The organism is Brevundimonas sp. UBA7664 (assembly GCF_002483305.1).
Classification (GTDB): domain Bacteria; phylum Pseudomonadota; class Alphaproteobacteria; order Caulobacterales; family Caulobacteraceae; genus Brevundimonas.
Genome location: NZ_DLHQ01000045.1, coordinates 116,919 through 137,870 on the forward strand (window position 1 = coordinate 116,919; position 20,952 = coordinate 137,870).

The window sequence follows — 20,952 nt, forward strand, 5'->3', positions numbered from 1 at the left end:
CGAGTCCTGCTGGGCGCGCCACGGCCGGTCGAGCGCTTTTTGCGCTGTCGACGGCCTCACCAACCGCTAAGGTTCCCGGGCATGTTCTGGAGGGGACGTCCGATGCTGAGAACTATCCTGGGGATCGTGGCCGGCGTGGTGCTGGCGTTTGTGGTCATCATGGCGCTGGAGATGGTGAGCTACGTTGCGTTTCCGCCGCCTGCCGGACTCGACCCGGCCGACCCGGAAGACGTCAAACGGATCGCGGCCGCTGCGCCCATGGCGGCGAAGGTCTGGGTGGTGTTCTGCTGGTTCGCCGGCGCCCTGGCCGGCGGCTGGCTGGCGCGGCGGCTGTCGCGGACGGGCTGGGCCGGGTGGGTGATCGCGGGACTGATCGCGGTCGGCGGAATCGCCAATGTGCTGATGATCCCGCATCCCCTTTGGATGCAGATCGCCGCCGTCGCCGCGCCGCTGCTGGGCGGCTGGATCGTCACGCGGCTGCCGGTCGGCGGCTCCGCGCCCGCCGCCGGATAGAACCCGACGGCCCGCCAACCGTTGGGGGCGCATGCCGCGCGCCCTCAAGGTCTTCCGCTATTCCGACGGCTTCCACGCCTGGACCGTGGCGGCGCCCTCGCGCGCCGGGGCGCTCACGGCCTGGGGCATGAAGCGCGACCTGTTCAAGGACGGCGCGGCGGAGGAGATCGACAGCGGACCTGATCATGCGGCGGCGCTGGCGGCGCCGGGCACGCTGATCGAACGCGGGCTGTCGGTCGATGTGGGCAAGGTAGAGAAGGCGAAGCCGCCAAAGGCCCAGGCCGGATCGAGCGCGAAGGACCGGGCGCGGGTCGAGGCGCTTGAGGCTGAACTGGCTGCCCTCGACCAGGTGCAGGCCGGGGAGACGGCGGCGCTGGAAGCCGAGCGCGAGGCGCTGGAGCGGAAGGCGGCCGATCTGACGAAGCGGCAGGCGCGGAATCGGGATGCGCTGAAGACGAAGCTGAAGGCCGCGCGGGCGAAGCTCAGCTGACGGCGGCGCGCCAGGCGGCCAGTCCGGCCTCGAGGTCGGCGATCAGGTCGGCGGGGTCCTCGAGCCCGACGTGGAGGCGGAGCAGCTGGCCGGGCAGGGTCGGCGGCGATTTGCGGAAGGTGAGCTGGCCGGTTTCATGGGTGATCAGGCTCTCGAACCCGCCCCAGGAATAGCCGAGGCCGAACAGGTCCAGCGCCGACATCAGGGCATGGGCGGCAGCCTCGTCGCCGCCCTGCATGACGACGCCGAAGATCGAGGCGGCGCCCGTGTAATCGCGCGCCCACAGGGCGTGTCCGGCCGAGCCGGGCAGGGCGGGGTAGAGGATGTCGGCGACCTCGGGCCGCTCACGCAGCCAGCCGGCGACGGCCAGCGCGGACCGGGCCTGCTCCTGATAGCGCAGCGGCATCGTCCGGAGGCCGCGCAGGGCCAGCCAGGCGTCGTCGGGCGAGACCCGCCAGCCGAGGTCCTCCAGTGTTTCGGCGATGGGCCGGCCGACGGCGGGATCGGCGACGGCGATCGAGCCCATCAACAGATCGGAGTGACCGGCGACATATTTGGTCACGGCCTGGACGCTGACGTCGACACCGTGGGCCAGGGGCCGGAAGGCGAGCCCGGCGGCCCAGGTGTTGTCCATCACCGTCAACACGCCCCGCGCGCGGCAGGCGGCGGCCAGGGCGGGGACATCGAGCATCTCGAAGGTCAGGGAGGCGGGCGATTCGATCAGCAGCAGGCGGGTGCGGTCGGTGATCGCGGCGAGGATGTCGTCGGTCGAGGCTTCGGGCGCGTGGAAGGCCGTGGTCACGCCGCGCGCGCCGAGATGCCGCCGGAGGAAGCGGCGGCTGGGGCCATAGAGGGCGTCGGTGGTGAGGACCTCGTCGCCGTGACGGAGCAGGGCGGTGAGCGGCACAGTGACGGCGGCGAGACCCGACGGGACCAGCCAGGCGTCGGCGGCGCCTTCGAGTTCAGCCAGCAGGGTGCGGAGTTCGCGGGCCGCCGACAGGTCCTCGATGCCATAGACCGGCCCCTGGCTCTCGTCGCGCATGGCCGCGGGCGAATCGTTGAGCAGGGTCGAGGCGCGCTCGACCGGCGGGGCGACCGGGCGACGGCCTTTTCCGCGGCGGGTGGCGGAGGCGATCAGGCGGGTGCGGTCGGTTCGATCGGTCATGCGCGCCGGAACGGAGGGTTGCGGTTCAGGCCCCAAAGGCCTCTAAAGCAGGCGGGGCGCAAGGTCTGACGAATTTCGGCGAGGCGCTAATGCGGGCACGATCGGTGGGGCGGAAGACGGCGGTCGGCGCCGTGATCGCGGGGTTGACGGGTCTGGTCCTGAGTGTCGCGGCCTGCGGGCGGGACGACCGCCCGGCCGACGTCGACGACGGCGCGGACCCCGCCGCCCAGGCCCAGGCGGCCGCGCCCGAATTCGCCAGTCCGACCCTGGCCGCCGTCAAGCGGCGCGGACGATTGAACTGCGGCGTCCACGAGGGGCTGGTCGGCTTCGCCTACACCGACAATCGCGGCGAATGGCGCGGCTTCGACGCCGACTTCTGCCGCGCCCTGGCGGCGGCGGTGCTGGGCAATGCGAATGCGGTCCGCTTTGTGCCCCTGACCGGCAGCCAGCGGTTCGAGGCGGTGCGCAGCGGCCGCGTCGATGTGCTGTGGCGCTCGACTTCCTGGACCCTGACACGCGAGGCGCAGGAAGGCGTGCGGTTCGCAGGGGTCAACTATTACGACGGCCAGGGTTTCCTCGTGCGGCGGGCGCTGGACCTGGCCACGGCGGCCGAGCTGAACGGCGCGAGGGTGTGCGTGCAGCGGGCCTCAACCTCCGAGTTGAACGTGGCGGACTGGTTCCGGGCGCGCGGGCTGGAATATACGCCGGTGGTGGCGGCCAATGAAGAGGCCGCCCGGGCCGCCTATGCGCGCGAGGACTGTGACGCCCTGAGCGCGGACATCTCGGCCCTGGCGGCGGCGCGGACCACCCTGTCCAATCCCGAACAGCACGCCATCCTGCCCGAGGTGATCTCCAAGGAGCCGCTGGGACCCGCGGTCCGGCGCGGGGACGAGGCCTGGACCTCGATCGTGCGCTGGACGCTGAACGCCCTGATCCTGGCCGAGGAACTGGGTGTGACCCGCGAGAATGCGGCCGAGCTGGCCGAGGATTCGCCCAATCCGCAGGTGCGCCGCCTGCTGGGCGCCGAGGGCGACGTCGGGCCGATGCTGGGCCTGCGCAAGGACTGGGCGAAGGCGGCGATCCAGGCCGGGGGCAACTATGGCGAAATCTTCTCGCGTAACGTCGGGACGGATTCGACGCTCGACCTGACCCGCGGGCTTAACGCACAATGGAACGCAAGACCGCGCGGGCTGATCTACGCCCTGCCGATTCGATAGGACGCCGGGACAGGCGCCAGGGGGAAAGATGGAAACGACGAAACGCGGCGGGATTCCGCTCTATGTCTGGATGCTGGTCGGCTTTGCGGTCGGCATGGGCGGCGGGCTCTACGTTAACCTGAACGGGCTTGAAGTCCTGCCCTGGGTGATGGACCTCATCCAGGCCGTCGGTCAGATCTTCCTGCGTCTTCTGTTCATGCTGGTCCTGCCTCTGCTGTTCGCGGCGCTGGCGGTCGGGGTCGCCGAGATGGGCGATCTGAAGTCGCTGGGCCGGGTCGGCTTCAAGACTCTGGTCTTCACCATCCTCGTCTCGGCTATCGCCGTCGGCATCGGCCTGGGCATGGTCAACTATTTCCAGCCGGGCGCCGGCGTCGATCAGGCCCTGGCTCAGAAGCTGCTGGCCGACGGGGCGGAAGGCGCCGCGACCATCGTCGGCAATGCGCCCAAATCGATCGAGGCGGGCCAGTTCTTCCTCGACATGATCCCGTCCAACGTCGTCACCGCCGCGGCGGAGAACCAGATCCTGCCGGTGATGGTCTTCGCCCTGATCTTCGGCATCGGCATGGTCATGGCCAAGTCGCCGGCCACGGACGCGCTTCAGCAGACGCTTCAAGGCCTGTTCGAGGTGATGATGAAGCTCATCAATCTGGTCATCAAACTGGCCCCGATTGCGATCGCCGCCCTGATGTTCAATCTCTCGGCCGTGTTCGGCTGGGAGCTTCTGGTCAAGCTTGGCGCCTATGCGGGCGTGGCGGTGGGCGCGATGGCGATCCACATGTTCATCGTCTATCCGCTGCTGGTCTGGATCTTCGGCGGGATGAACCCGTTGAAATTCGCGAATGGCGTCCGCGAGCCCTTCGTCGTGGCCTTCTCCACCGCCTCGTCCAACGCCACCCTGCCGATCGCCATCAAGGCGGCGGAAGAGAAGCTGAAGCTGCCGCGCCGCATCTCGCGCTTCGTGCTGACCGTGGGGGCTACGGCCAACCAGAACGGCACGGCCCTGTTCGAAGGGGTCACGGTCCTGTTCCTGGCCCAGTTCTTCAACATCGACCTGAACCTGCAGCAGCAGCTGGTGGTGATGCTGGTCTGCATCCTCGGCGGCATCGGCACGGCCGGCGTGCCGGCGGGATCGCTGCCGGTCATCGCCCTGATCCTGGTCATGGTCGGCGTGCCGGCCGAAGGCATCGGCCTGATCCTCGGCGTCGACCGCTTCCTCGACATGTGCCGCACCACCCTGAACGTCACCGGCGATCTGGTGGCGGCGACGGTGGTGTCGCGCGGCGAGAGCGATGACATCGTGCCGGACGATCTGCCGCTGCCGGCGGTCGCGCCGGCGAACTAGGAAGCGACGAAGCGGGCCGCAGCATCGCTGCGCGCCCGTGCGTCCTCGCTCATGTGTTCGAGCATGTGGCCAAGGAAGCGCTTCTCATCCGCGACCGAGGAGAAGAAGCGACGGGGCAGATAGAAGGGCCAAGCGTCCGCGATGACGACCCAGTAGGGCCCCACGGGAAAGAGATCGCTCACCGAGGTCCACGGAGCCCGGGTCTCGACTGACCCGGTCAGGCTCGAGATTCCATCTGGCCTCAGCTCAAACCGGTTGTGCGTCGGATTCCTCAATCCCCGCTTCGCCAGTTCACGCCGGGCTATGCGAAGCGCGAAGGCGCGTCCGATACGGGTGCTGATCATGGCGGCGAGGATCACGCATGTGACGATGGCCGGCAGAAACAGCCAACCCGGCCAGCCGAACGCGCCCTGCAGCGCGGTAAATATCAGCATGAGCGACAGCCCGGCGACGAACGTGATGACGCCCGAGAGGATCATCGGCTTCGGATGGCCATTGATCCGCGATGTCGCCCGGGCCGCATGGGGCGCCGCTTCGCCGACCGCGATTTCACCTTCGATATGCATGATGATCCCTGGAAGCCGGCGACAACCCTATCGAGTTTCGATCTCCGTGTCCGCGCGCCCGCCCCATTCGGCCCAGCTGCCGTCGTAGAGCCGGGACGGCTTGCCGAGGACGGCGAGGCCGAGGCTGAGGATGGCGGCGGTGACGCCGGAGCCGCAGGTGGTGACGACGGGGCGGTCGAGGTCGAGGTCGACGCCGGCGGCGCGGAAGGCGGCTTCCAGCTCGGCGCCCCGCTTCATCGTTCCGTCCGCATTCAGCACGGTGGGGAACGGCAGGTTCAGGGCGCCCGGCATGTGGCCGGACCGCAGGCCGGGGCGGGGTTCGGGCGCGCGACCCTCGAAGCGGTCCGCGGCGCGGGCGTCCAGCACCTGTTCGCCGTCGCGCAGGGCGGCGCGGACGGCGGCGAGATCGGCGACCAGACCGGGTTCCGGCGCCGCCGCAAAGGTCGCGACCGGCAACGGTGAAGCCGGGCCGGACCCGACCGGACGTCCCTCGGACAGCCATTTCGGCAGGCCTCCGTCGAGGACCCGGACATCGCGGGCTCCCATGGCGCGAAACATCCACCAGACCCGGGCCGAAGCGCGGATGCCTGTCGTGTCATAGACCACGATCGCATCGGTCCGGCCGATGCCCAGTTCGCCCATGCGGGCGGCGAAGGCCGTCGGCGTGGGCAACATGTGGGGCAGGGGGCTGTCCTGATCGGAACTGGCCTCAAGATCGAAGAAGACCGCGCCGGGGATACGCGCCGCCGCGAAGTCCGGTCGCCCGTCACGGCCGTCCAGATGCCAGCTGCCGTCGATGACGCGCAGGCCGGGTCGGCCGAGACGGGCGGCGAGGTCGGCGGTGGAGATCAAGGGCGAGTCCATGCCCCAGCCTAGCACCGCCGCGCCGACCGGTCAGGCGCGGGTGAGCGACAGCTGGATCACATCGGTGCGGGCCGAGCGGAAACCGGCCTCGCAATAGGCCAGGTAGAACCGCCAGAGCCGCCGGAACCGCTCGTCGAATCCGCCCATGCGGCGAATGTCGTCCCAGGCGGCCTGGAAGCGTTCGTCCCAGAGCTTCAGCGTGTCGGCATAGTCCTGGCCGAACCGCTCGACGGCGCGCCAGCCAAGTCCGGCGCTGTCGATCACCGGCTTCAACCGCTCTTCCGAAGGCAGCATGCCGCCGGGGAAGATGTATTTCTGGATGAAATCGGTCCGGCGGTTGTAGTCGTCGAACAGGGCGTCATCGATGGTGATGATCTGCAGCCCGGCCATGCCGCCGGGTGCGAGCACGTCGTGGATCTTGCTGAAATAGGCCGGCCAGTATTCCTGGCCCACCGCCTCGAACATCTCGATCGAGGCGACGCGGTCGAACCGTCCCTGGACGTCGCGGTAGTCGATCAGCTGGATATCGACGCGCTCGGCGAGGCCGGCGTTGAACATCCGCCGGCGGGCGAAGTCGAACTGCTCCTGCGAGATGGTGACGGCGGTGACTCGGGCGCCGACGTCCCGGGCCGCGAATTCCGCGAACCCGCCCCAGCCGCAGCCGATCTCGAGCACCGACTGGCCGGATTGCAGCGCCATCAGTCTGGCGAGGGCGGCGTATTTCTCGCGCTGGGCCGCGTCGAGCGCCAGGCCGGCCCTTGTGAAGCGGGCCGACGAATAGGTCATCGTCGGGTCCAGCCAGGACGCATAGAAGGCGTTGCCGAGGTCGTAGTGGGCGTGGATGTTCTTCTTCGATCCCGACCGGCTGTTGCGGCGGCGCTTGTGCGACAGCCAGTTGATCGCCCGCATCAGCGGATTGCCGTCGGCCAGCCGTCGGATGTGGTCATAGTTGTGGGCGAAGGACTCCAGCAGGGCGGCCAGATGCGGGCTTTCCCATTCGCCGGCCATATAGCCTTCGGCGAAACCGATATCGCCCGAGGCCAGAACGCGCCGGGCGAAGCGGTAGTCCTTGATGTCGAAAATCGCCGCAGGACCGGGTCGGGTCCCGTCAAGCTGGTGGATCTCGCCGTTGGGCAGCAGGACCGTGAGCCGGCCGAAGGTCCAGTTGTTGGCCAGCAGGCGCAACAAAAGGGTGAACCCGCGCGGCGTGCGGGCGGCGGTCTGGATGCGCTCGGCGGTGACCGACGTCATGACGGGAAATGTGGGGCGCGGGCCGGGACCGCGTCAATCCCTTTCGGCGGCGCCGGCTGCGATCGCGGCGAGGGCGTCGAGGGCGCGCTTGCGGGCCAGGTCATGGTCGACCAGCGGGCGCGGATAGTCGGAGCCGAGGCGGACCCGGGCGTCGCGCAGGACCTCGGGCGGGGCCGTCCATGGGGCGTGGAGCCAGCGGTCCGGGACTCCGCGGAGCTCCGGGACCCACCGGCGGACATAGCGGCCATCTGCATCGAATTTCCGTCCCTGGATGATTGGATTGAAGATGCGAAAGTACGGTGAGGCATCGGCGCCGGATCCCGCGACCCACTGCCAATTCTGCACATTCGACGCGAGATCGGCGTCGACGAGGGTGTCGCGGAACCAGCGCTCGCCCTCGCGCCAGTCGATCAGCAGGTGTTTGACCAGGAAGGAGGCGACGATCATCCGCACCCGGTTGTGCATGTAGCCGGTGGCCCACAGCTCGCGCATGCCGGCGTCGACGACGGGATAGCCGGTCCGGCCACGCTTCCACGCTGCGAGTCCGGCGGGGTCATCGCGCCAGGCCATGGCGTCATATTCGGGCCGGAAGGCTGTGTCGGTGATCTGTGGAAAGGCGTGCAGCAGGTGGGCGGAGAATTCGCGCCAGCCGATCTCGGCCACGAATTTTTCGGCCTCGGCGGCCGGGACCCGGCCGTCGGCGGCGGCCGATCGGACGGCTCCGACCGCGCGCCACGGACTGATCTCGCCGAAATGCAGGTGGGGCGACAAGCGGCTGGTCGCGGCCTCGGCGGGGATGTCGCGACCGACGCTGTAGGACTTCAGGCCGCGGGCGAGGAAGGCCGACAGGGCCGCCTCGGCCCCGGCCTCGCCGGGCGTCCAGTCGAAGCCGCCGGACCAGTCGGGCCGTGTGGGGTGCAGGCCCCAGGCGTCGATGTCCTCCGAGGCCGGGCCGGTGGGGGTCGTCAGGCGGGGCGGCGCGGCCGTGGCCGGCGGGGGGACGGCGGCGGCCATCAGGGCGCGGTGGAAGGGGGTGAAGACCTTGTACGGCTGGCCCGATCCATTGAGCACCGATCCCGGCCGGGCCAGCAGGGTCCCGTTCCAGCCCTTGCAGGTAACGCCCTCGGCCTCGAGACCATGGGCGATGTCGGCGTCGCGGGCGAAGGCGTCGGGTTCGAACAGTCGGTTCATGAAGACGGCGTCGGCCCCGGTCTCGTCGATCAGGCGGCGTAGCTCGGCCTCGCTGTCGCCGCGGCGGAGGATGAGGCGCGATCCGCGGTCACGCAGCGACGCGTCGAGGGCGCGCAGCGACTTGTCCAGCCACCACAGCGAGGCCGCGCCGGTCGGCCGGAGGGCGGGGTTCCGGTCGAGGATGAAGACGGGGAGGACGGGCCGACCGGTTTCGACCGCATGGACCAGGGCCGGATTGTCCGCCAGCCGCAGGTCCTGACGGAACCACAGGATGACGGGACGGTCATCGGCCTCGGTGGTCATGCGCGGGGGCTCCGTGATAGCTTGCGAACCTATACGTCCGACGCCACCTGATGGCCGCATGAGTGCGGCATCAGCCGCGCGTCGCCAAGCCGCAAATCCGGGAAATCCGCCTTGTCCAAGCCAAACGCCATCATCGACATCAAGGACGGGCTGAAGCGCCCCGTTTCCATCGGCGGCGGCCAGCGCATCGTCTTCATCGCCGGCCCCTGCCAGTTGGAGAGCCGCCAGCACGCGCTGGAGATGGCGCATGCGCTGAAGGAGATCGGCGAGCGGCTGAATGTCGGCGTCATCTACAAGACCAGTTTCGACAAGGCCAACCGCACCTCGGCCAACGCCGCGCGCGGCTTCGGCCTGGAAGGTTCTCTGCCGATCTTCGCTGAAATCCGCGAGGTCACGGGCCTGCCGGTGCTGACCGACGTCCACACCGAGGAGCATTGCCGGATCGCGGCCCAGGCCGTCGATGTCCTGCAGATCCCGGCCTTCCTGAGCCGCCAGACCGACCTGCTGCTCGCCGCCGCGGCGACGGGCAAGGTGATCAACATCAAGAAGGGCCAGTTCCTCGCCCCCTGGGACATGAAGAACGTCATCGCCAAGGTCGTCGGCGCGGGCAATCCGAATGTCATGGCCTGCGAGCGCGGGGCCAGCTTCGGCTACAACACCCTGGTCTCGGACATGCGGGCCCTGCCGATCCTGCGCGAGATCGGTTGCCCGGTGGTGTTCGACGCGACGCACAGCGTGCAGCAGCCCGGCGGGCAGGGGACCTCCTCGGGCGGACAACGCGAGTTCGTGCCGGTGCTGGCGCGCGCCGCCGTGGCCGTGGGCGTGGACGCGGTGTTCATGGAAACGCACCAGGACCCCGACAATGCGCCCTCGGACGGGCCGAACATGGTGCCGCTGGACCAGTTCGAGGCCCTGTGCGCCGACCTGCTGGCCTATGACGACCTGACCAAGGCGCGGATGGCGAAGGCGGCCTGAATCCGATAGGCCAAGGGTATGGCTGAACGCACGCTCGATCTCGGACGGTTGCAGGCCCTGCTGGAGCGGGTGCGCGGGGTCAAGGTCGCCTGTGTCGGCGACCTGATGCTGGACCGCTATGTCTATGGCGAGGTCAGCCGGATCTCGCCCGAAGCGCCAATCCCCATCCTGCGCACCCGACGGACCCTCTCCATGCCGGGCGGGGCGGGCAATGTGGCGCGCAATGTCGCCGCCCTGGGCGGGGTGGCGCGGCTGGGCGCGGTGGCGGGCCGGGACGGGGCCGGGGACGAGCTGACGGCCCTGATCGCCGCCGAGCCAGGCATCGAGGACGCGGTCGAGCGCCGCGCCGGGGTGGCCACCATCGTCAAGACCCGCTTCGTCGCCGCCGGGCAGCAGCTGCTGCGCCTGGATGAGGAGGCGGCCGCCCTGATGGGTGAGGAAAGCGACGCCTTTACAGGCGCTTCGGTCTATTTGCTGTCGGATTACGCCAAGGGCGTCGTCAGCGATCTGGTGATCGCCCAGGCGGTGGCGGCGGCCGAGAAGAGCGGGGCGCCGGTGGTGGTCGACCCCAAGGGCCGCGACTTCGCCCGCTATGGCGCGGTCGACCTGATCAAGCCCAACGCCAGCGAATTGGCGGCCGCGACGGGCCTGCCGGTCGAGAGCGACGCCGAGGTCGAGGCGGCGCTGAAGGCGCTGCTGCACGCCACGACGGCGAAGGCGGTGGTGGTCACCCGGGCCGGCAAGGGCATGAGCCTGATGCGGCGCGGCGGACCGGTGCAGCATTTCCCGGGCCGGGCGCGCGAGGTGTTTGATGTCTCGGGCGCCGGCGACACCGGCCTGGCCGCGCTGGGGCTGGCGCTGGGGGCGGGGGCGTCGCTGGAGACGGCGGTGGAGTTCGCCATCCTCGCCTCGGGCGTGGTGGTCGGCAAGGCAGGGACGGCGGTGGTCACCCCGGCCGAGCTGATCGACGCCGAGATGAGCCAGCACGCCGCCGGGGCCCACGCCAAGGTCATGCCGCTGGAGGAACTGGCGTCCGTGGTCGAAGGCTGGAAGCGGCAGGGGCTGAAGGTGGGGTTCACCAACGGCTGTTTCGACATTTTGCACAGGGGGCACGTCGCCTATCTGGCCCAGGCGCGCGGCTGGTGCGACCGTCTGGTGGTGGCGCTGAACACCGACGCCTCGGTGCGGCGACTGAAGGGCGAGGGGCGGCCGATCAATGATCTGGACAGCCGCGCGGTGGTGATCGGCGGGCTTCAATCCGTCGATCGGGTGACGGCCTTTGACGATCCCACCCCGATCGCCCTGATCGAGCGGCTGCGGCCCGACGTCCTGATCAAGGGGGCGGACTATACGCGTGAGGGCGTGGTCGGCGGCGATCTGGTCGAGAGCTGGGGCGGCGTGGTCCGGCTCGCGACCTTCGAGGACGGCTATTCGACGACGAAGACGATCGAGAAGATGAAGGACGAGACATGAGCCGGCGTATGATCGTGGTCACCGGCGGCGCGGGCTTCATCGGCTCCAATATCGTCGCGCGGCTGTGCGCCGAGGATCGGCGGGACATCGTCGTCTGCGACCGGCTGGAAGAAGCGTCGCTCGGCAAGTGGAGGAACATCGCCAAACACCCGATCGCCGACTTCTGGCAGCCGGAAGAGGTGTTTGAACAGCTGGAGCGGCACGCGGATTCGATCGAGGCGGTCGTCCATATGGGAGCGATCTCGTCGACCACGGAGCCGGACGCGGACCTGATCCTGCGCACCAATTTCAGCCTGTCGCGCGACCTGTGGGACTGGTGCGCCCTGCGCGACGCGCGGCTGATCTACGCCTCCTCGGCGGCGACCTATGGCGACGGCGAGGCCGGGTTCGAAGACGACGACAATCTTGAGGCGTTGGCGTCGCTCAGGCCGCTAAACGCCTATGGCTATTCGAAAATGCTGTTCGACCAGTATGCCGCGCGCCAGTCGGACCGGGGACAGTCGCCGAGCCAGTGGGCGGGGCTGAAATTCTTCAACGTCTATGGCCCGAACGAGTACCACAAGGGCGGGATGAAGTCGGTCGTGTCCCAGATCTGGCCGAAGGTGGCGGCGGGCGAGCCGGTGACCCTGTTCCGGTCGCACAACCCCGCCTATGCCGATGGCGGCCAGATGCGCGACTTCGTCTTCGTCGACGACGTGGTCGATATGGTCGACTGGCTGCTCGACACCCCGGGCGTCTCGGGCGTGTTCAACGCGGGCTCGGGGCAGGCGCGGTCCTTCCTCGACCTGGCCCATGCGACCTTCGCGGCGGCGGGCAAGGAACCCCGGGTCGAGTACGTCGACACGCCCGAGAGCATCCGCGACAAATACCAGTATTTCACCGAGGCCCGGATGGAGCGGGCGCGGGCGGCGGGCTTTGAAGGACAGGCGACGCCGCTGGAGGACGGCGTGCGGCGCTATGTGCAGGACTTCCTCGCCGCGGCGGATCCGTATCGATGAGCGGCGGCCGGATGAGCTTGCGCCAATGGGCCGGCTGGACCGGCCTGACGGTGGTTCTGCTGCTGGCCACGGCCGTGGCCGTGTGGCGCGGGGACATTCTCAGGGCCGGACTGGATCCGCAGGTGCCGTTCCAGACCTATGCGCCGCCGCCGGCGCCCGACTACAACAATCCGACGGCCTGGGCGCTGCGCGACGCGCGTGGTCCGGATTCGGGACCGGCTTCGGTCTTCTTCGTGCATTCGACCACCTATGACGGGGGCCGCGAGTGGAACGGGCCGATCGGGGATCCGGACGCCGACGCCTGGCTGAAGCGGGTGGTGCTGCCCAACTACGCCGGACCGTTCGCCCGGGCGGGAGACATCAGCGCCCCGCGCTATCGCCAGGGCAGTCTCTACACGCGGCTGACGCTGCGCGACGACGCGCGCGAGGCGCGGGCCTTCGCCTGGCGGGATGTCGCGGCCGCTTTCGACGCCTGGATCGCCCGGCGCCCGGCGGGACCGATCGTCCTGGCCGGGGTGGAGCAGGGCGGAGAACTGGTCGAACGGCTGGTGCGCGAGCGCGTGGCCGTCGATCCCGCCCTGCGCGCCCGTCTGGTGGCGGTTTATCTGACGGATGTGGTGGTGGCCGCGGACGGACTGTCGCCGCAGGTACCGGCCTGCGTCGGGCGGGACCAGATCGGCTGCATCGTCGCCTGGTCGCCGGTCAGCGAGGGCAACGACGGAGCCGGCCAGCGGCGACTGCGGCGGGCGCTGGTCTGGGACGAGCGGGGGCGTCTGGTTGAGCTGAACGGCCGTCCCGCCCTGTGCGTGAATCCGGTGACGGGCTCGACCGATACGGCGGCGGTCGCGGCGCGGCAGCATCGGGGCGCGACCAACGCCACCGGGCTGGAATGGGGCGCGCGCCCCGCCCTGATGGCCCGCGAGGTCGCCACCCAATGCCGCGGGGGCCTGTTGCGCTACACCGAGGTGAAGACGGAGTCCTTCCGCGAGACGGGCGGATGGGCGGATCGAAGAAAGTCTCGTCCGTACAATCTGTTCTACGGCGATATTGAAGCGGATGTTCAGGCGCGGCTCGCGCTCTGGACAGGGCGCCGTTCGTCCTAGTCGATCCCTGGCCGGTCGTTGCGCCAGTCGAACAGGGCCTCCAGCACCTGGACCGCCTCGCCGCGCGGGGAGGTCAGGTCGGGATCGCGGCCGAGCACCAGACGGGCGTCGTCGGCGGCGGCCAGCAGCAGCGACCGGTGCCGGATCGGGTCCGCGAAGCGGTAGGCGGGAAAGCCGCTCTGTTTCAGGCCCAGGGGGTCGCCGCCGCCGCGCAGACGGAAATCCTCCTCGGCGATCTCGAAACCGTCCTCGGTGCGCCGCAGGGTTTCCAGACGGAGCCGCGCGGTCTCGCCGAGCCCGTCGTCCCCGCCGCCGTACAGCAGGATGCAGGCGCTGGCCTTGGCGCCGCGGCCGACGCGGCCGCGCAGCTGGTGCAGCTGGGCCAGGCCGAAGCGGTCGGCGTGTTCGATGACCATGATGGTGGCGTTGGGCACGTCGACCCCGACCTCGACCACGGTGGTGGCGACCAGCAGGGGGATGCGGCCGTCGGCGAAGTCGGCCATGACGGCCTCGCGCTCGGCGCCCGGCATCTGGCCGTGGGCGAGGCCGACCTCGACCTTGAGGATGCGGCGCAGGTCGGCGGCGCGGGCCTCGGCGGCGGCGAGGTCGGAGGCCTCGCTCTCGGCCACCAGCGGGCAGATCCAGTAGGCCTGCGCCCCGCTGTCGATCGCCGCCTTGAGCCGTTTGGCCACCTCGCCGATCCGGGCCAGGGGCAGGACGGCGGTGGTCACCGGCGTGCGGCCGGGCGGCTTTTCGGTCAGGCGCGACACCTCCAGCTCGCCGTACTGGGTCAGTTCGAGGGTGCGGGGGATAGGGGTGGCGGACATGGTCAGCAGGTGGACGCCGCCGGTGCGCGGATCCCCCTTGGCCTGCAGCCGCTGGCGCTCATTGACGCCAAAGCGGTGCTGTTCGTCGATGACGGCCAGCGCGAGGCGGTCGAAGCGGACGGCGTCCTGGAACAGGGCGTGGGTGCCGATGGCGACCTTCGCCTCGCCTGAAGCGAGGGCGGCGAGACGGGTGCGGCGTTCGGCGGGGGTGTCGCGGCCGGTCAGCAGGATGGTCGGGATGCCGGCGGCCTCCAGCATCGGCGCGAGCCGCTGCCAGTGCTGGCGGGCGAGGATCTCCGTGGGGGCCATGAGCGCGGCCTGGAAACCCGAGGCGGCCGTGTCGGCGAGGGCCAGTGCGGCGACCGCGGTCTTGCCCGAGCCGACATCGCCCTGCAGCAGCCGGCCCATCTGTTCGCCCGAGGCGAGGTCGCGGCGGATCTCGGCGACGGCCTGCGCCTGGGCGCCGGTGAGCTGGAAGGGCAGGGCGGCCAGAAGGTGGGCCGAGGCCTCCCCCAGGGCGATGCGCGGGCCGGGGGTGATCTGGCGGGCGCGGCGGCGGCGGGCGAGGGCCAGCTGGTGGGCCAGCAGTTCGTCATAGGCCAGCCGCTGGCGGGCCGGGGCGTCGGGCTCCAGCTCCGGCTCGCAGGTCGGCGCGTGCAGGGCCTCGAGCGCCGCGCGCCAGCCGGGCCAGCGGTTCTTCGCCATCCAGGCCGGGTCCTGCCACTCCGGCAGGTCGGGTGTGTGGGCGAGGGCGGCCTGAACCAGTTTGCGGACCACGCGTGATGAGAGGCCGGCGGTGGCCGGATAGACCGGCTCGATGGCGGCGATCTCGCCGGCCTGTTCGGGCGTGTAGATGTCCGGATGGACGATCTGCACCTCGGCGTTGAAGCGCTCGACCTTGCCGCTGACCAGCCGCTTCTGGCCCTTGGGCAGCAGGCGGTCGATGTGCTGGGCCGAGCCGCCAAACCAGATCATATGGACGAAGCCGGTGTCGTCGGAGGCCCGGACCTTGATCGGGGCACCGGGTTTGCCGGGCACGAACAGCCGGTCGATCATCACCTCGAATATGCCGACCTGTCCCTCGATCGCGTTCACCGCCGTCATCGGCCGCCGCACGATCAGGCTGGAGGGCGACAGGAAGGCCACGTCGCGGACCAGCGGCCCGGCCAGTTTCCGGACGAGCGGCAGGATCTTCGGCCCCACGCCCTTCAGGCTGGAAACCTCCGCGAACAGGGGAAAGAGAATCTGCGGCCGCATGCGACGACAGCATAGCTGGCGAAAGCGCGTCTGGAACGCTATCTCCGCTGCGCGATTGAACCTGACCGACCGGGCAAGGAACCTTGTGGCCGATATTGACGCACGTCTGAAGCAACGACTCGGCCGGATCACCTTCCGGGCATGGCGGCGCGGGTTCCGCGAGGCCGACCTGGTACTGGGCCCCTTTGTCGACCAGGTCGGGCCCTCGCTGGACGAGAGCGAACTGGATTCGCTTGAAGCCCTGCTGGCCGAAGACGACGATCACCGGATCTACGCCTGGATCACCGGGACGGAGCCCACGCCGGCGGTGCACGACACGCCCGTCATGATCAAGGTCCGGACCTTCATGCGCGACCATGTCGCCGCGGCCGTGGCCGAGGGGGCCGGCTGATGGACGGCGCGCTCCCCAAACGCGGCGATCAGGAGCTGGGCGGCGCGCCCGAGGGGCTGGACGCCCTGGTCGTGGCCGAGCGGCTGAAGGCCGACGGCGGCGTCGGCGTTTTCGTGGCCCGCGACTATGCCCGGATGGGCGAGTTCGTGCAGGCGTTCGGCTTCTTCGCCGACGGGATCGAGATCGTCGAGTTCCCGGCCTGGGACTGCCTGCCCTATGACCGGCTGAGCCCGACCTCGTCGGTGTCGGCCGAGCGGATGGCGGCCCTGACCCGGCTGGCGCAGCGCGCGCCGGGCGACCGCAAGCCGATGCTGCTGGTGACCACGGTCAGCGCCGCCATGCAGCGGACGCCGCCGCGCGAGGTGACCAGCGGGGCCGGTTTCCAGACCACGGTCGGGCTCGATCTCGAGACCGCGGCGCTGGAGCGGTATTTCGCGGCCAACGGCTATATGCGGGCCTCGACGGTGTCGGAGAAGGGCGAGTTCGCCGTGCGCGGCGGGGTCATCGACGTCTATCCGCCGGGCTTCGAGGAGCCGGTGCGGCTGGACATGTTCGGCTCGGAGCTGGAGTCGATCCGGACGTTCGACCCGGCGACGCAGCGGTCGACCGGCCAGCGGCGCGAAGTGCATCTGGCGCCGGTGTCCGAGGCCCTGCTCGACCCCGACAGCATCTCCCGTTTCCGCACCGGCTATCTCGGCCTGTTCGGGGCGGCGGGCGACGATCCGCTGTACGCCGCTATCAGCGAGGGCGCGCGGCGGCAGGGCATGGAGCACTGGCTGCCACTGCTCTACGACCGGCTCGAGACCCTGTTCGACTATCTGCCCGACGACGCGCGGGTCTTCCTCGACAACCAGGTCGAGGCGGCGCGGGGCGAGCGCTGGACCCTGACCCGGGACGCCTATGAGGCCCGTCGCGACGCCTCCATGGGCAAGGGCGGGGCCGCCTATCGCGCCCTGCCACCCGAGCGGCTGTACCTGGGCGAGAGCGATTGGAACAATGCCCTGGCGGGTCGCTGGGTGCGGCGGTTGTCGCCCTTCCACGGCCCCGGCGAGGACGCCGGCGGGCGGCTGGGCCGCAGCTTCTCGGCCGAACGGGCGCAGGACAGCGTCAACCTGTTCGAGGCGGTAGCGCGGCATGCCCAGGCCCTGAAGGCGGCCGGCAAGCGGGTTCTGTTCGCCTCCTGGACGGAGGGCTCGTCCGAGCGTCTGGCGGCCATGCTGGCGGACCACGGGCTGGAGCACGTCGTGGCGGTGCGCAACTGGGCCGATGTCCAGGCGGCGCCGAAGGATATCTATCTGCGCGGCGTCCTGCCGGTCGAGCACGGGTTCGAGACCGACGCCATCGCCGTCATCTCCGAGACCGACATGCTGGGCGACCGGCTGGCGCGGCCGAAGAAGAAGCGGCGGGCGTCGAACTTCCTCGCCGAGGCCTCGGCCCTGACGACCGGCGATCTGGTGGTCCACCTCGACCATGGCATCGGCCGCTATGAAGGGCTGAAGACGCTGGAGATCCAGCAGGCCCCGCATGACTGTCTGGAGCTGCTCTACGCCGGCGACAGCAAACTGTATCTGCCGGTCGAGAACATCGACCTGCTGACCCGCTACGGCTCGGAGTCCGACGGTGCCCAGCTGGACCGGCTGGGCGGCGCGGGCTGGCAGGCGCGCAAGGCCAAGGCCAAGGCCCGTCTGCGGGACATGGCCGAGGGGCTGATCGCCCTGGCCGCCAAGCGGTCGCTGCGGTCGTCCGACCCGATCACCCCGCCGCACGGCCTGTTCGACGAGTTCTGCGCCCGCTTCCCCTACGAGGAGACCGACGACCAGCTGAACGCCATCGGCGATGTGCTGGAGGACCTCGGCAAGGGTACGCCGATGGATCGGCTGATCTGCGGCGACGTCGGCTTCGGCAAGACGGAAGTGGCGCTGCGGGCCGCCTTCGTGGTGGCCATGACCGGGCAGCAGGTGGCCATCGTCTGCCCGACGACCCTGCTGGCGCGACAGCATTTCAAGACCTTCAGCGAGCGGTTCGCCGGCTGGCCGGTCAAGGTCCGCCACCTGTCCCGGATGGTGACCGCCAGGGACGCGGCCGAGACGCGGGCGGGGCTGAAGGACGGCTCGTTCGAGATCGTGGTCGGCACCCATGCGGTGCTCAGCGATCAGGTCGGGTTTAAGGATTTGGGCCTTGTTATCGTTGACGAAGAGCAACATTTCGGCGTCAAGCACAAGGAGAAGCTGAAGGGCCTCCGCGCCGACGTCCACCTGCTGACCCTGACCGCCACGCCGATCCCCCGGACGCTGCAGATGGCGCTGTCGGGCATCCGCGAGATGTCGATCATCGCCACCCCGCCGGTCGACCGTCTGGCGGTGCGGACCTATGTCACGCCGTGGGACCCGGTGCTGGTGCGCGAAGCCCTGCTGCGCGAGAAGTACCGCGGCGGTCAGGCCTATTATGTGGTGCCGCGCCTGAGCGACCTGCCGGACATCGAGCAGTTCCTTCGCGAGAAGGTGCCGGAGATCAAATTCGTCGTTGGCCACGGCCAGATGTCGCCGACCCAGCTGGAAGACGTGATGAGCGCCTTCTACGACGGCAGCTACGACCTGCTGCTGTCGACGACCATCGTCGAGAGCGGGCTGGACGTGCCGACGGCCAACACCCTGATCGTGCACAAGGCCGACATGTTCGGCCTGGCCCAGTTGCACCAGATCCGCGGCCGGATCGGCCGGGCCAAGGCGCGGGCCTTCGCCTATCTGACCACGCCGCCGAACAAGCCGATGAGCCTGTCGTCCGAGCGGCGGCTGCAGGTGCTGCAGTCGCTGGACAACCTCGGCGCCGGCTTCCAGCTGGCCAGCCACGATCTGGACCAGCGCGGCGGCGGCAATCTGCTGGGCGACGAACAGTCGGGCCATATCCGCGAGGTCGGGGTCGAGCTGTACCAGCAGATGCTGGAGGACGCGGTGGCCGAGTTGCGCCAGGCGGGCGAGGGCGGCGGGGTCGTCGACCGCGGCTGGTCGCCGGCGATCAATGTCGGGGCGGCGGTGCTGATCCCCGAGGAGTATGTGCCCGATCTGAACGTGCGCCTGAGCCTTTATCGGCGTCTGTCCGACGCTGAAAACAGCGAGACGCGCGAGGCGCTGGCCGCCGAGCTGATCGACCGGTTCGGCCCGCTGCCGGACGAGGCCAAACAGCTGCTGCGCATCGTCGGCATCAAGGCCAACTGCAAGACCGCCTGTATCGAACGCATCGACATCGGGCCCAAGGGCGCCGTGCTGACGCTGCGCAACAACGCCTTCCCCAATCCGATGGGGCTGGTCGGGCTGATCCAGAAGAACCACGCCTTCTGGAAGATCCGGCCGGACCAGAAGATCGTGGTCAAGGGCGAGTGGGACACGGCGGCGGAGCGGCTCAAGGTGGCCGAGCGGATCACCGCCGATCTGGCGCGGGTGGCGGGGGCGGGCTGAGGCTGTGAACCGGACGTCGCTCGCCCTAGGCTGACGCCCGCGAGTCGCGGCCAGCGGGCGGCGACGGGGAGGGACGGCCATGGCGCGCAAGCCCACGACATCCACAGGGGTTCGCAAACGCGCCCCGGCCGTGAAGAAGGCCGCACCGGGGGTCGCCGTTCCGGATGGTGCGCCTCTGCCGCCGCCGGTCCGCAAGCCGATCTGGACCCATCTGTATTTCCAGGTGCTGGTCGCCATCAGCCTGGGCGCCCTGATCGGGCATTTCTGGCCGGTCTTCGGGGAGAGCCTGAAGCCGCTGGGCGACGCCTTCATCCGGCTGGTGAAGATGATCATCGCCCCTGTGATCTTCCTGACCGTGGCGACGGGGATCGCGCACCTGCGCGACCTCGGCAAGCTGGGCAAGGTGGTGGGCAAGGCCTTCGCCTATTTCCTGACCTTCTCGACCCTGGCGCTGATCGTCGGCCTGGTCGTGGCCAATGTGGTGAAGCCCGGCGCGGGCATGAACGTCGATCCGGCGACGCTCGATCCGGCGGCGGTCGAGACCTATGTCGCCAAGGCGCACGACACCGACATCGTCGCCTTCCTGATGAACATCATTCCCGAGACCGTGGTCGGCGCCTTCGCCGGCGGCGAAATCCTGCAGGTGCTGTTCTTCGCCATCCTGTTCGGCATCTCGCTGGCGATCATCGGCGAGCGGGCCCAGCCGGTGATGGCGGTGCTGGAGAGCGTGTCGGAGGCCTTCTTCAAACTGGTCGCCATATTGATGAAGGCGGCGCCGATCGGGGCGTTCGGGGCCTTCGCCTTCACCATCGGCCGGTACGGGATCGAGTCGGTGATCAACCTCGCCGCCCTGGTGGCCACCTTCTACCTGACCTCGGCCTTCTTCGTGGTCGTCGTGCTGGGCGCCGTGGCAAGGGTCAACGGCTTCTCGATCTTCAAGCTGATCCGTTACCTGAAGGAGGAGCTGCTGCTGGTTCTTGGGACCTCGTCGTCCGAGGCGGCCCTGCCCAGTCTGATCGAGAAGATGGGCCGGGCCGGTTGCGACAAGTCGGTGGTCGGGCTGGTCGTGCCGACGGGCTATTCGTTCAATCTGGACGGCACCAACATCTATATGACGCTGGCGGCCCTGTTCATCGCCCAGGCCTGTGGCGTCGAGCTGTCGCTGGGCGACCAGCTGCTGCTGCTGGCCGTGGCGATGCTGAGCTCCAAGGGTGCGGCGGGGGTCACCGGGGCGGGGTTCATCACCCTGGCGGCGACGCTGGCGGTGGTGCCGAGCGTGCCGGTGGCGGGCATGGCCCTGATCCTCGGCGTCGACCGGTTCATGAGCGAGTGCCGGGCCCTGACCAATTTCATCGGCAACGCCGTGGCCACGATCGTGGTGGCCCGATGGGAGAAGGGGCTGGATCGCGAGGCGCTGGATCGGGCGCTGGCGGGCGGGCCGACGCCGGTGGCCGTCGGCAGTCGGGAGGCCGACGACGATTGACCTTTCGTCCAGTTGGCCCCGCAAGCGAGCCGTTGCGTCCGGGGCCGTAAGGTTCATCACAAAGGACACGAAGGAGGCACGAAGGCCA

At 69.6% G+C, this 20,952-nt stretch carries 17 protein-coding genes; 11 read left to right on the top strand and 6 right to left on the bottom strand.

The genetic code is table 11. The annotated features are described in order from the left end of the window. Nucleotides 1-102 precede the first annotated feature (102 nt). Nucleotides 103-513, top strand: coding sequence for a hypothetical protein (locus B2742_RS10770; protein ID WP_292066076.1), 411 nt, complete (start codon nucleotides 103-105; stop codon nucleotides 511-513). Nucleotides 514-544: 31 nt separating this feature from the next. Then, nucleotides 545-1,003, top strand: a complete 459-nt coding sequence (locus B2742_RS10775) for a hypothetical protein (RefSeq protein WP_292066077.1) — start codon at nucleotides 545-547, stop codon at nucleotides 1,001-1,003. Here the strand turns inward: B2742_RS10775 and metC are convergent. Beyond that, the gene (gene metC / locus B2742_RS10780) at nucleotides 996-2,168 is read right to left on the bottom strand and encodes a cystathionine beta-lyase (RefSeq protein ID WP_292066079.1); all 1,173 of its coding nucleotides are present in this window, start codon (nucleotides 2,166-2,168) and stop codon (nucleotides 996-998) included. The two genes, B2742_RS10775 and metC, sit on opposite strands and share 8 nt — an antisense overlap. An 89-nt stretch (nucleotides 2,169-2,257) precedes the next feature. On the opposite strand from metC, the gene B2742_RS10785 reads away from it, so the two are divergent. Together B2742_RS10785 and B2742_RS10790 are read left to right on the top strand one after the other, a co-directional pair. After that, nucleotides 2,258-3,385, top strand: coding sequence for an amino acid ABC transporter substrate-binding protein (locus B2742_RS10785; RefSeq protein WP_292066083.1), 1,128 nt, complete (start codon nucleotides 2,258-2,260; stop codon nucleotides 3,383-3,385). A gap of 28 nt (nucleotides 3,386-3,413) precedes the next feature. Next, entirely contained in the window at nucleotides 3,414-4,727 is a 1,314-nt protein-coding gene (locus B2742_RS10790) for a dicarboxylate/amino acid:cation symporter (protein ID WP_292066085.1), read from the top strand. On the opposite strand, the gene B2742_RS10795 is transcribed toward B2742_RS10790, so the two are convergent. From B2742_RS10795 to B2742_RS10810, 4 genes are all read right to left on the bottom strand, one after another. Next, nucleotides 4,724-5,206: a hypothetical protein gene (locus tag B2742_RS10795; protein ID WP_292066088.1), complete on the bottom strand. Its 483-nt coding sequence runs from the start codon at nucleotides 5,204-5,206 to the stop codon at nucleotides 4,724-4,726. The genes B2742_RS10790 and B2742_RS10795 overlap by 4 nt on opposite strands. 114 nt (nucleotides 5,207-5,320) lie before the next feature. Next, nucleotides 5,321-6,157 carry a sulfurtransferase gene (locus tag B2742_RS10800; RefSeq protein ID WP_292066092.1) on the bottom strand — a complete coding sequence of 279 codons (837 nt, stop codon included), beginning with the start codon at nucleotides 6,155-6,157 and terminating at the stop codon, nucleotides 5,321-5,323. Nucleotides 6,158-6,187: 30 nt separating this feature from the next. Next, a complete protein-coding gene (locus tag B2742_RS10805) occupies nucleotides 6,188-7,408 on the bottom strand; it encodes an SAM-dependent methyltransferase (protein WP_292066095.1) in 1,221 nt (406 codons plus the stop codon). 33 nt (nucleotides 7,409-7,441) lie between these two features. Then, nucleotides 7,442-8,902: a cryptochrome/photolyase family protein gene (locus tag B2742_RS10810; protein WP_292066098.1), complete on the bottom strand. Its 1,461-nt coding sequence runs from the start codon at nucleotides 8,900-8,902 to the stop codon at nucleotides 7,442-7,444. 111 nt (nucleotides 8,903-9,013) lie between these two features. Between B2742_RS10810 and kdsA the strand changes: the two genes are divergently transcribed. The 4 genes from kdsA to B2742_RS10830 are packed head-to-tail and all read left to right on the top strand — an operon-like array spanning nucleotide 9,014 to nucleotide 13,451. After that, a complete protein-coding gene (gene kdsA / locus B2742_RS10815) occupies nucleotides 9,014-9,877 on the top strand; it encodes a 3-deoxy-8-phosphooctulonate synthase (protein ID WP_292066102.1) in 864 nt (287 codons plus the stop codon). An 18-nt stretch (nucleotides 9,878-9,895) separates the two neighbouring features. Continuing rightward, nucleotides 9,896-11,350 (top strand): D-glycero-beta-D-manno-heptose 1-phosphate adenylyltransferase, encoded by a 1,455-nt coding sequence (gene rfaE2, locus B2742_RS10820; RefSeq protein ID WP_292066104.1) that lies wholly within the window; start codon nucleotides 9,896-9,898, stop codon nucleotides 11,348-11,350. Then, on the top strand, nucleotides 11,347-12,348 hold the full coding sequence (gene rfaD / locus B2742_RS10825) for an ADP-glyceromanno-heptose 6-epimerase (RefSeq protein WP_292066107.1): 1,002 nt from the start codon (nucleotides 11,347-11,349) through the stop codon (nucleotides 12,346-12,348). The genes rfaE2 and rfaD overlap by 4 nt, the downstream gene beginning before the upstream one ends. 11 nt (nucleotides 12,349-12,359) lie before the next feature. Continuing rightward, entirely contained in the window at nucleotides 12,360-13,451 is a 1,092-nt protein-coding gene (locus B2742_RS10830) for a DUF3089 domain-containing protein (protein WP_292066110.1), read from the top strand. Here the strand turns inward: B2742_RS10830 and recG are convergent. Continuing rightward, complete coding sequence (recG, locus tag B2742_RS10835) at nucleotides 13,448-15,535, bottom strand: ATP-dependent DNA helicase RecG (RefSeq protein WP_292066113.1); 2,088 nt, start codon at nucleotides 15,533-15,535, stop codon at nucleotides 13,448-13,450. The genes B2742_RS10830 and recG overlap by 4 nt on opposite strands. 85 nt (nucleotides 15,536-15,620) lie before the next feature. Between recG and B2742_RS10840 the strand changes: the two genes are divergently transcribed. From B2742_RS10840 to B2742_RS10850, 3 genes are all read left to right on the top strand, one after another. Further along, nucleotides 15,621-15,926 carry a succinate dehydrogenase assembly factor 2 gene (locus tag B2742_RS10840; RefSeq protein ID WP_292066117.1) on the top strand — a complete coding sequence of 102 codons (306 nt, stop codon included), beginning with the start codon at nucleotides 15,621-15,623 and terminating at the stop codon, nucleotides 15,924-15,926. Continuing rightward, nucleotides 15,926-19,381, top strand: a complete 3,456-nt coding sequence (gene mfd / locus B2742_RS10845) for a transcription-repair coupling factor (RefSeq protein ID WP_292066120.1) — start codon at nucleotides 15,926-15,928, stop codon at nucleotides 19,379-19,381. Before B2742_RS10840 ends, mfd begins: the two co-directional genes overlap by 1 nt. Nucleotides 19,382-19,460: 79 nt before the next feature. After that, a complete protein-coding gene (locus B2742_RS10850; RefSeq protein ID WP_292066123.1) occupies nucleotides 19,461-20,864 on the top strand; it encodes a dicarboxylate/amino acid:cation symporter in 1,404 nt (467 codons plus the stop codon). Nucleotides 20,865-20,952: the final 88 nt, after the last annotated feature.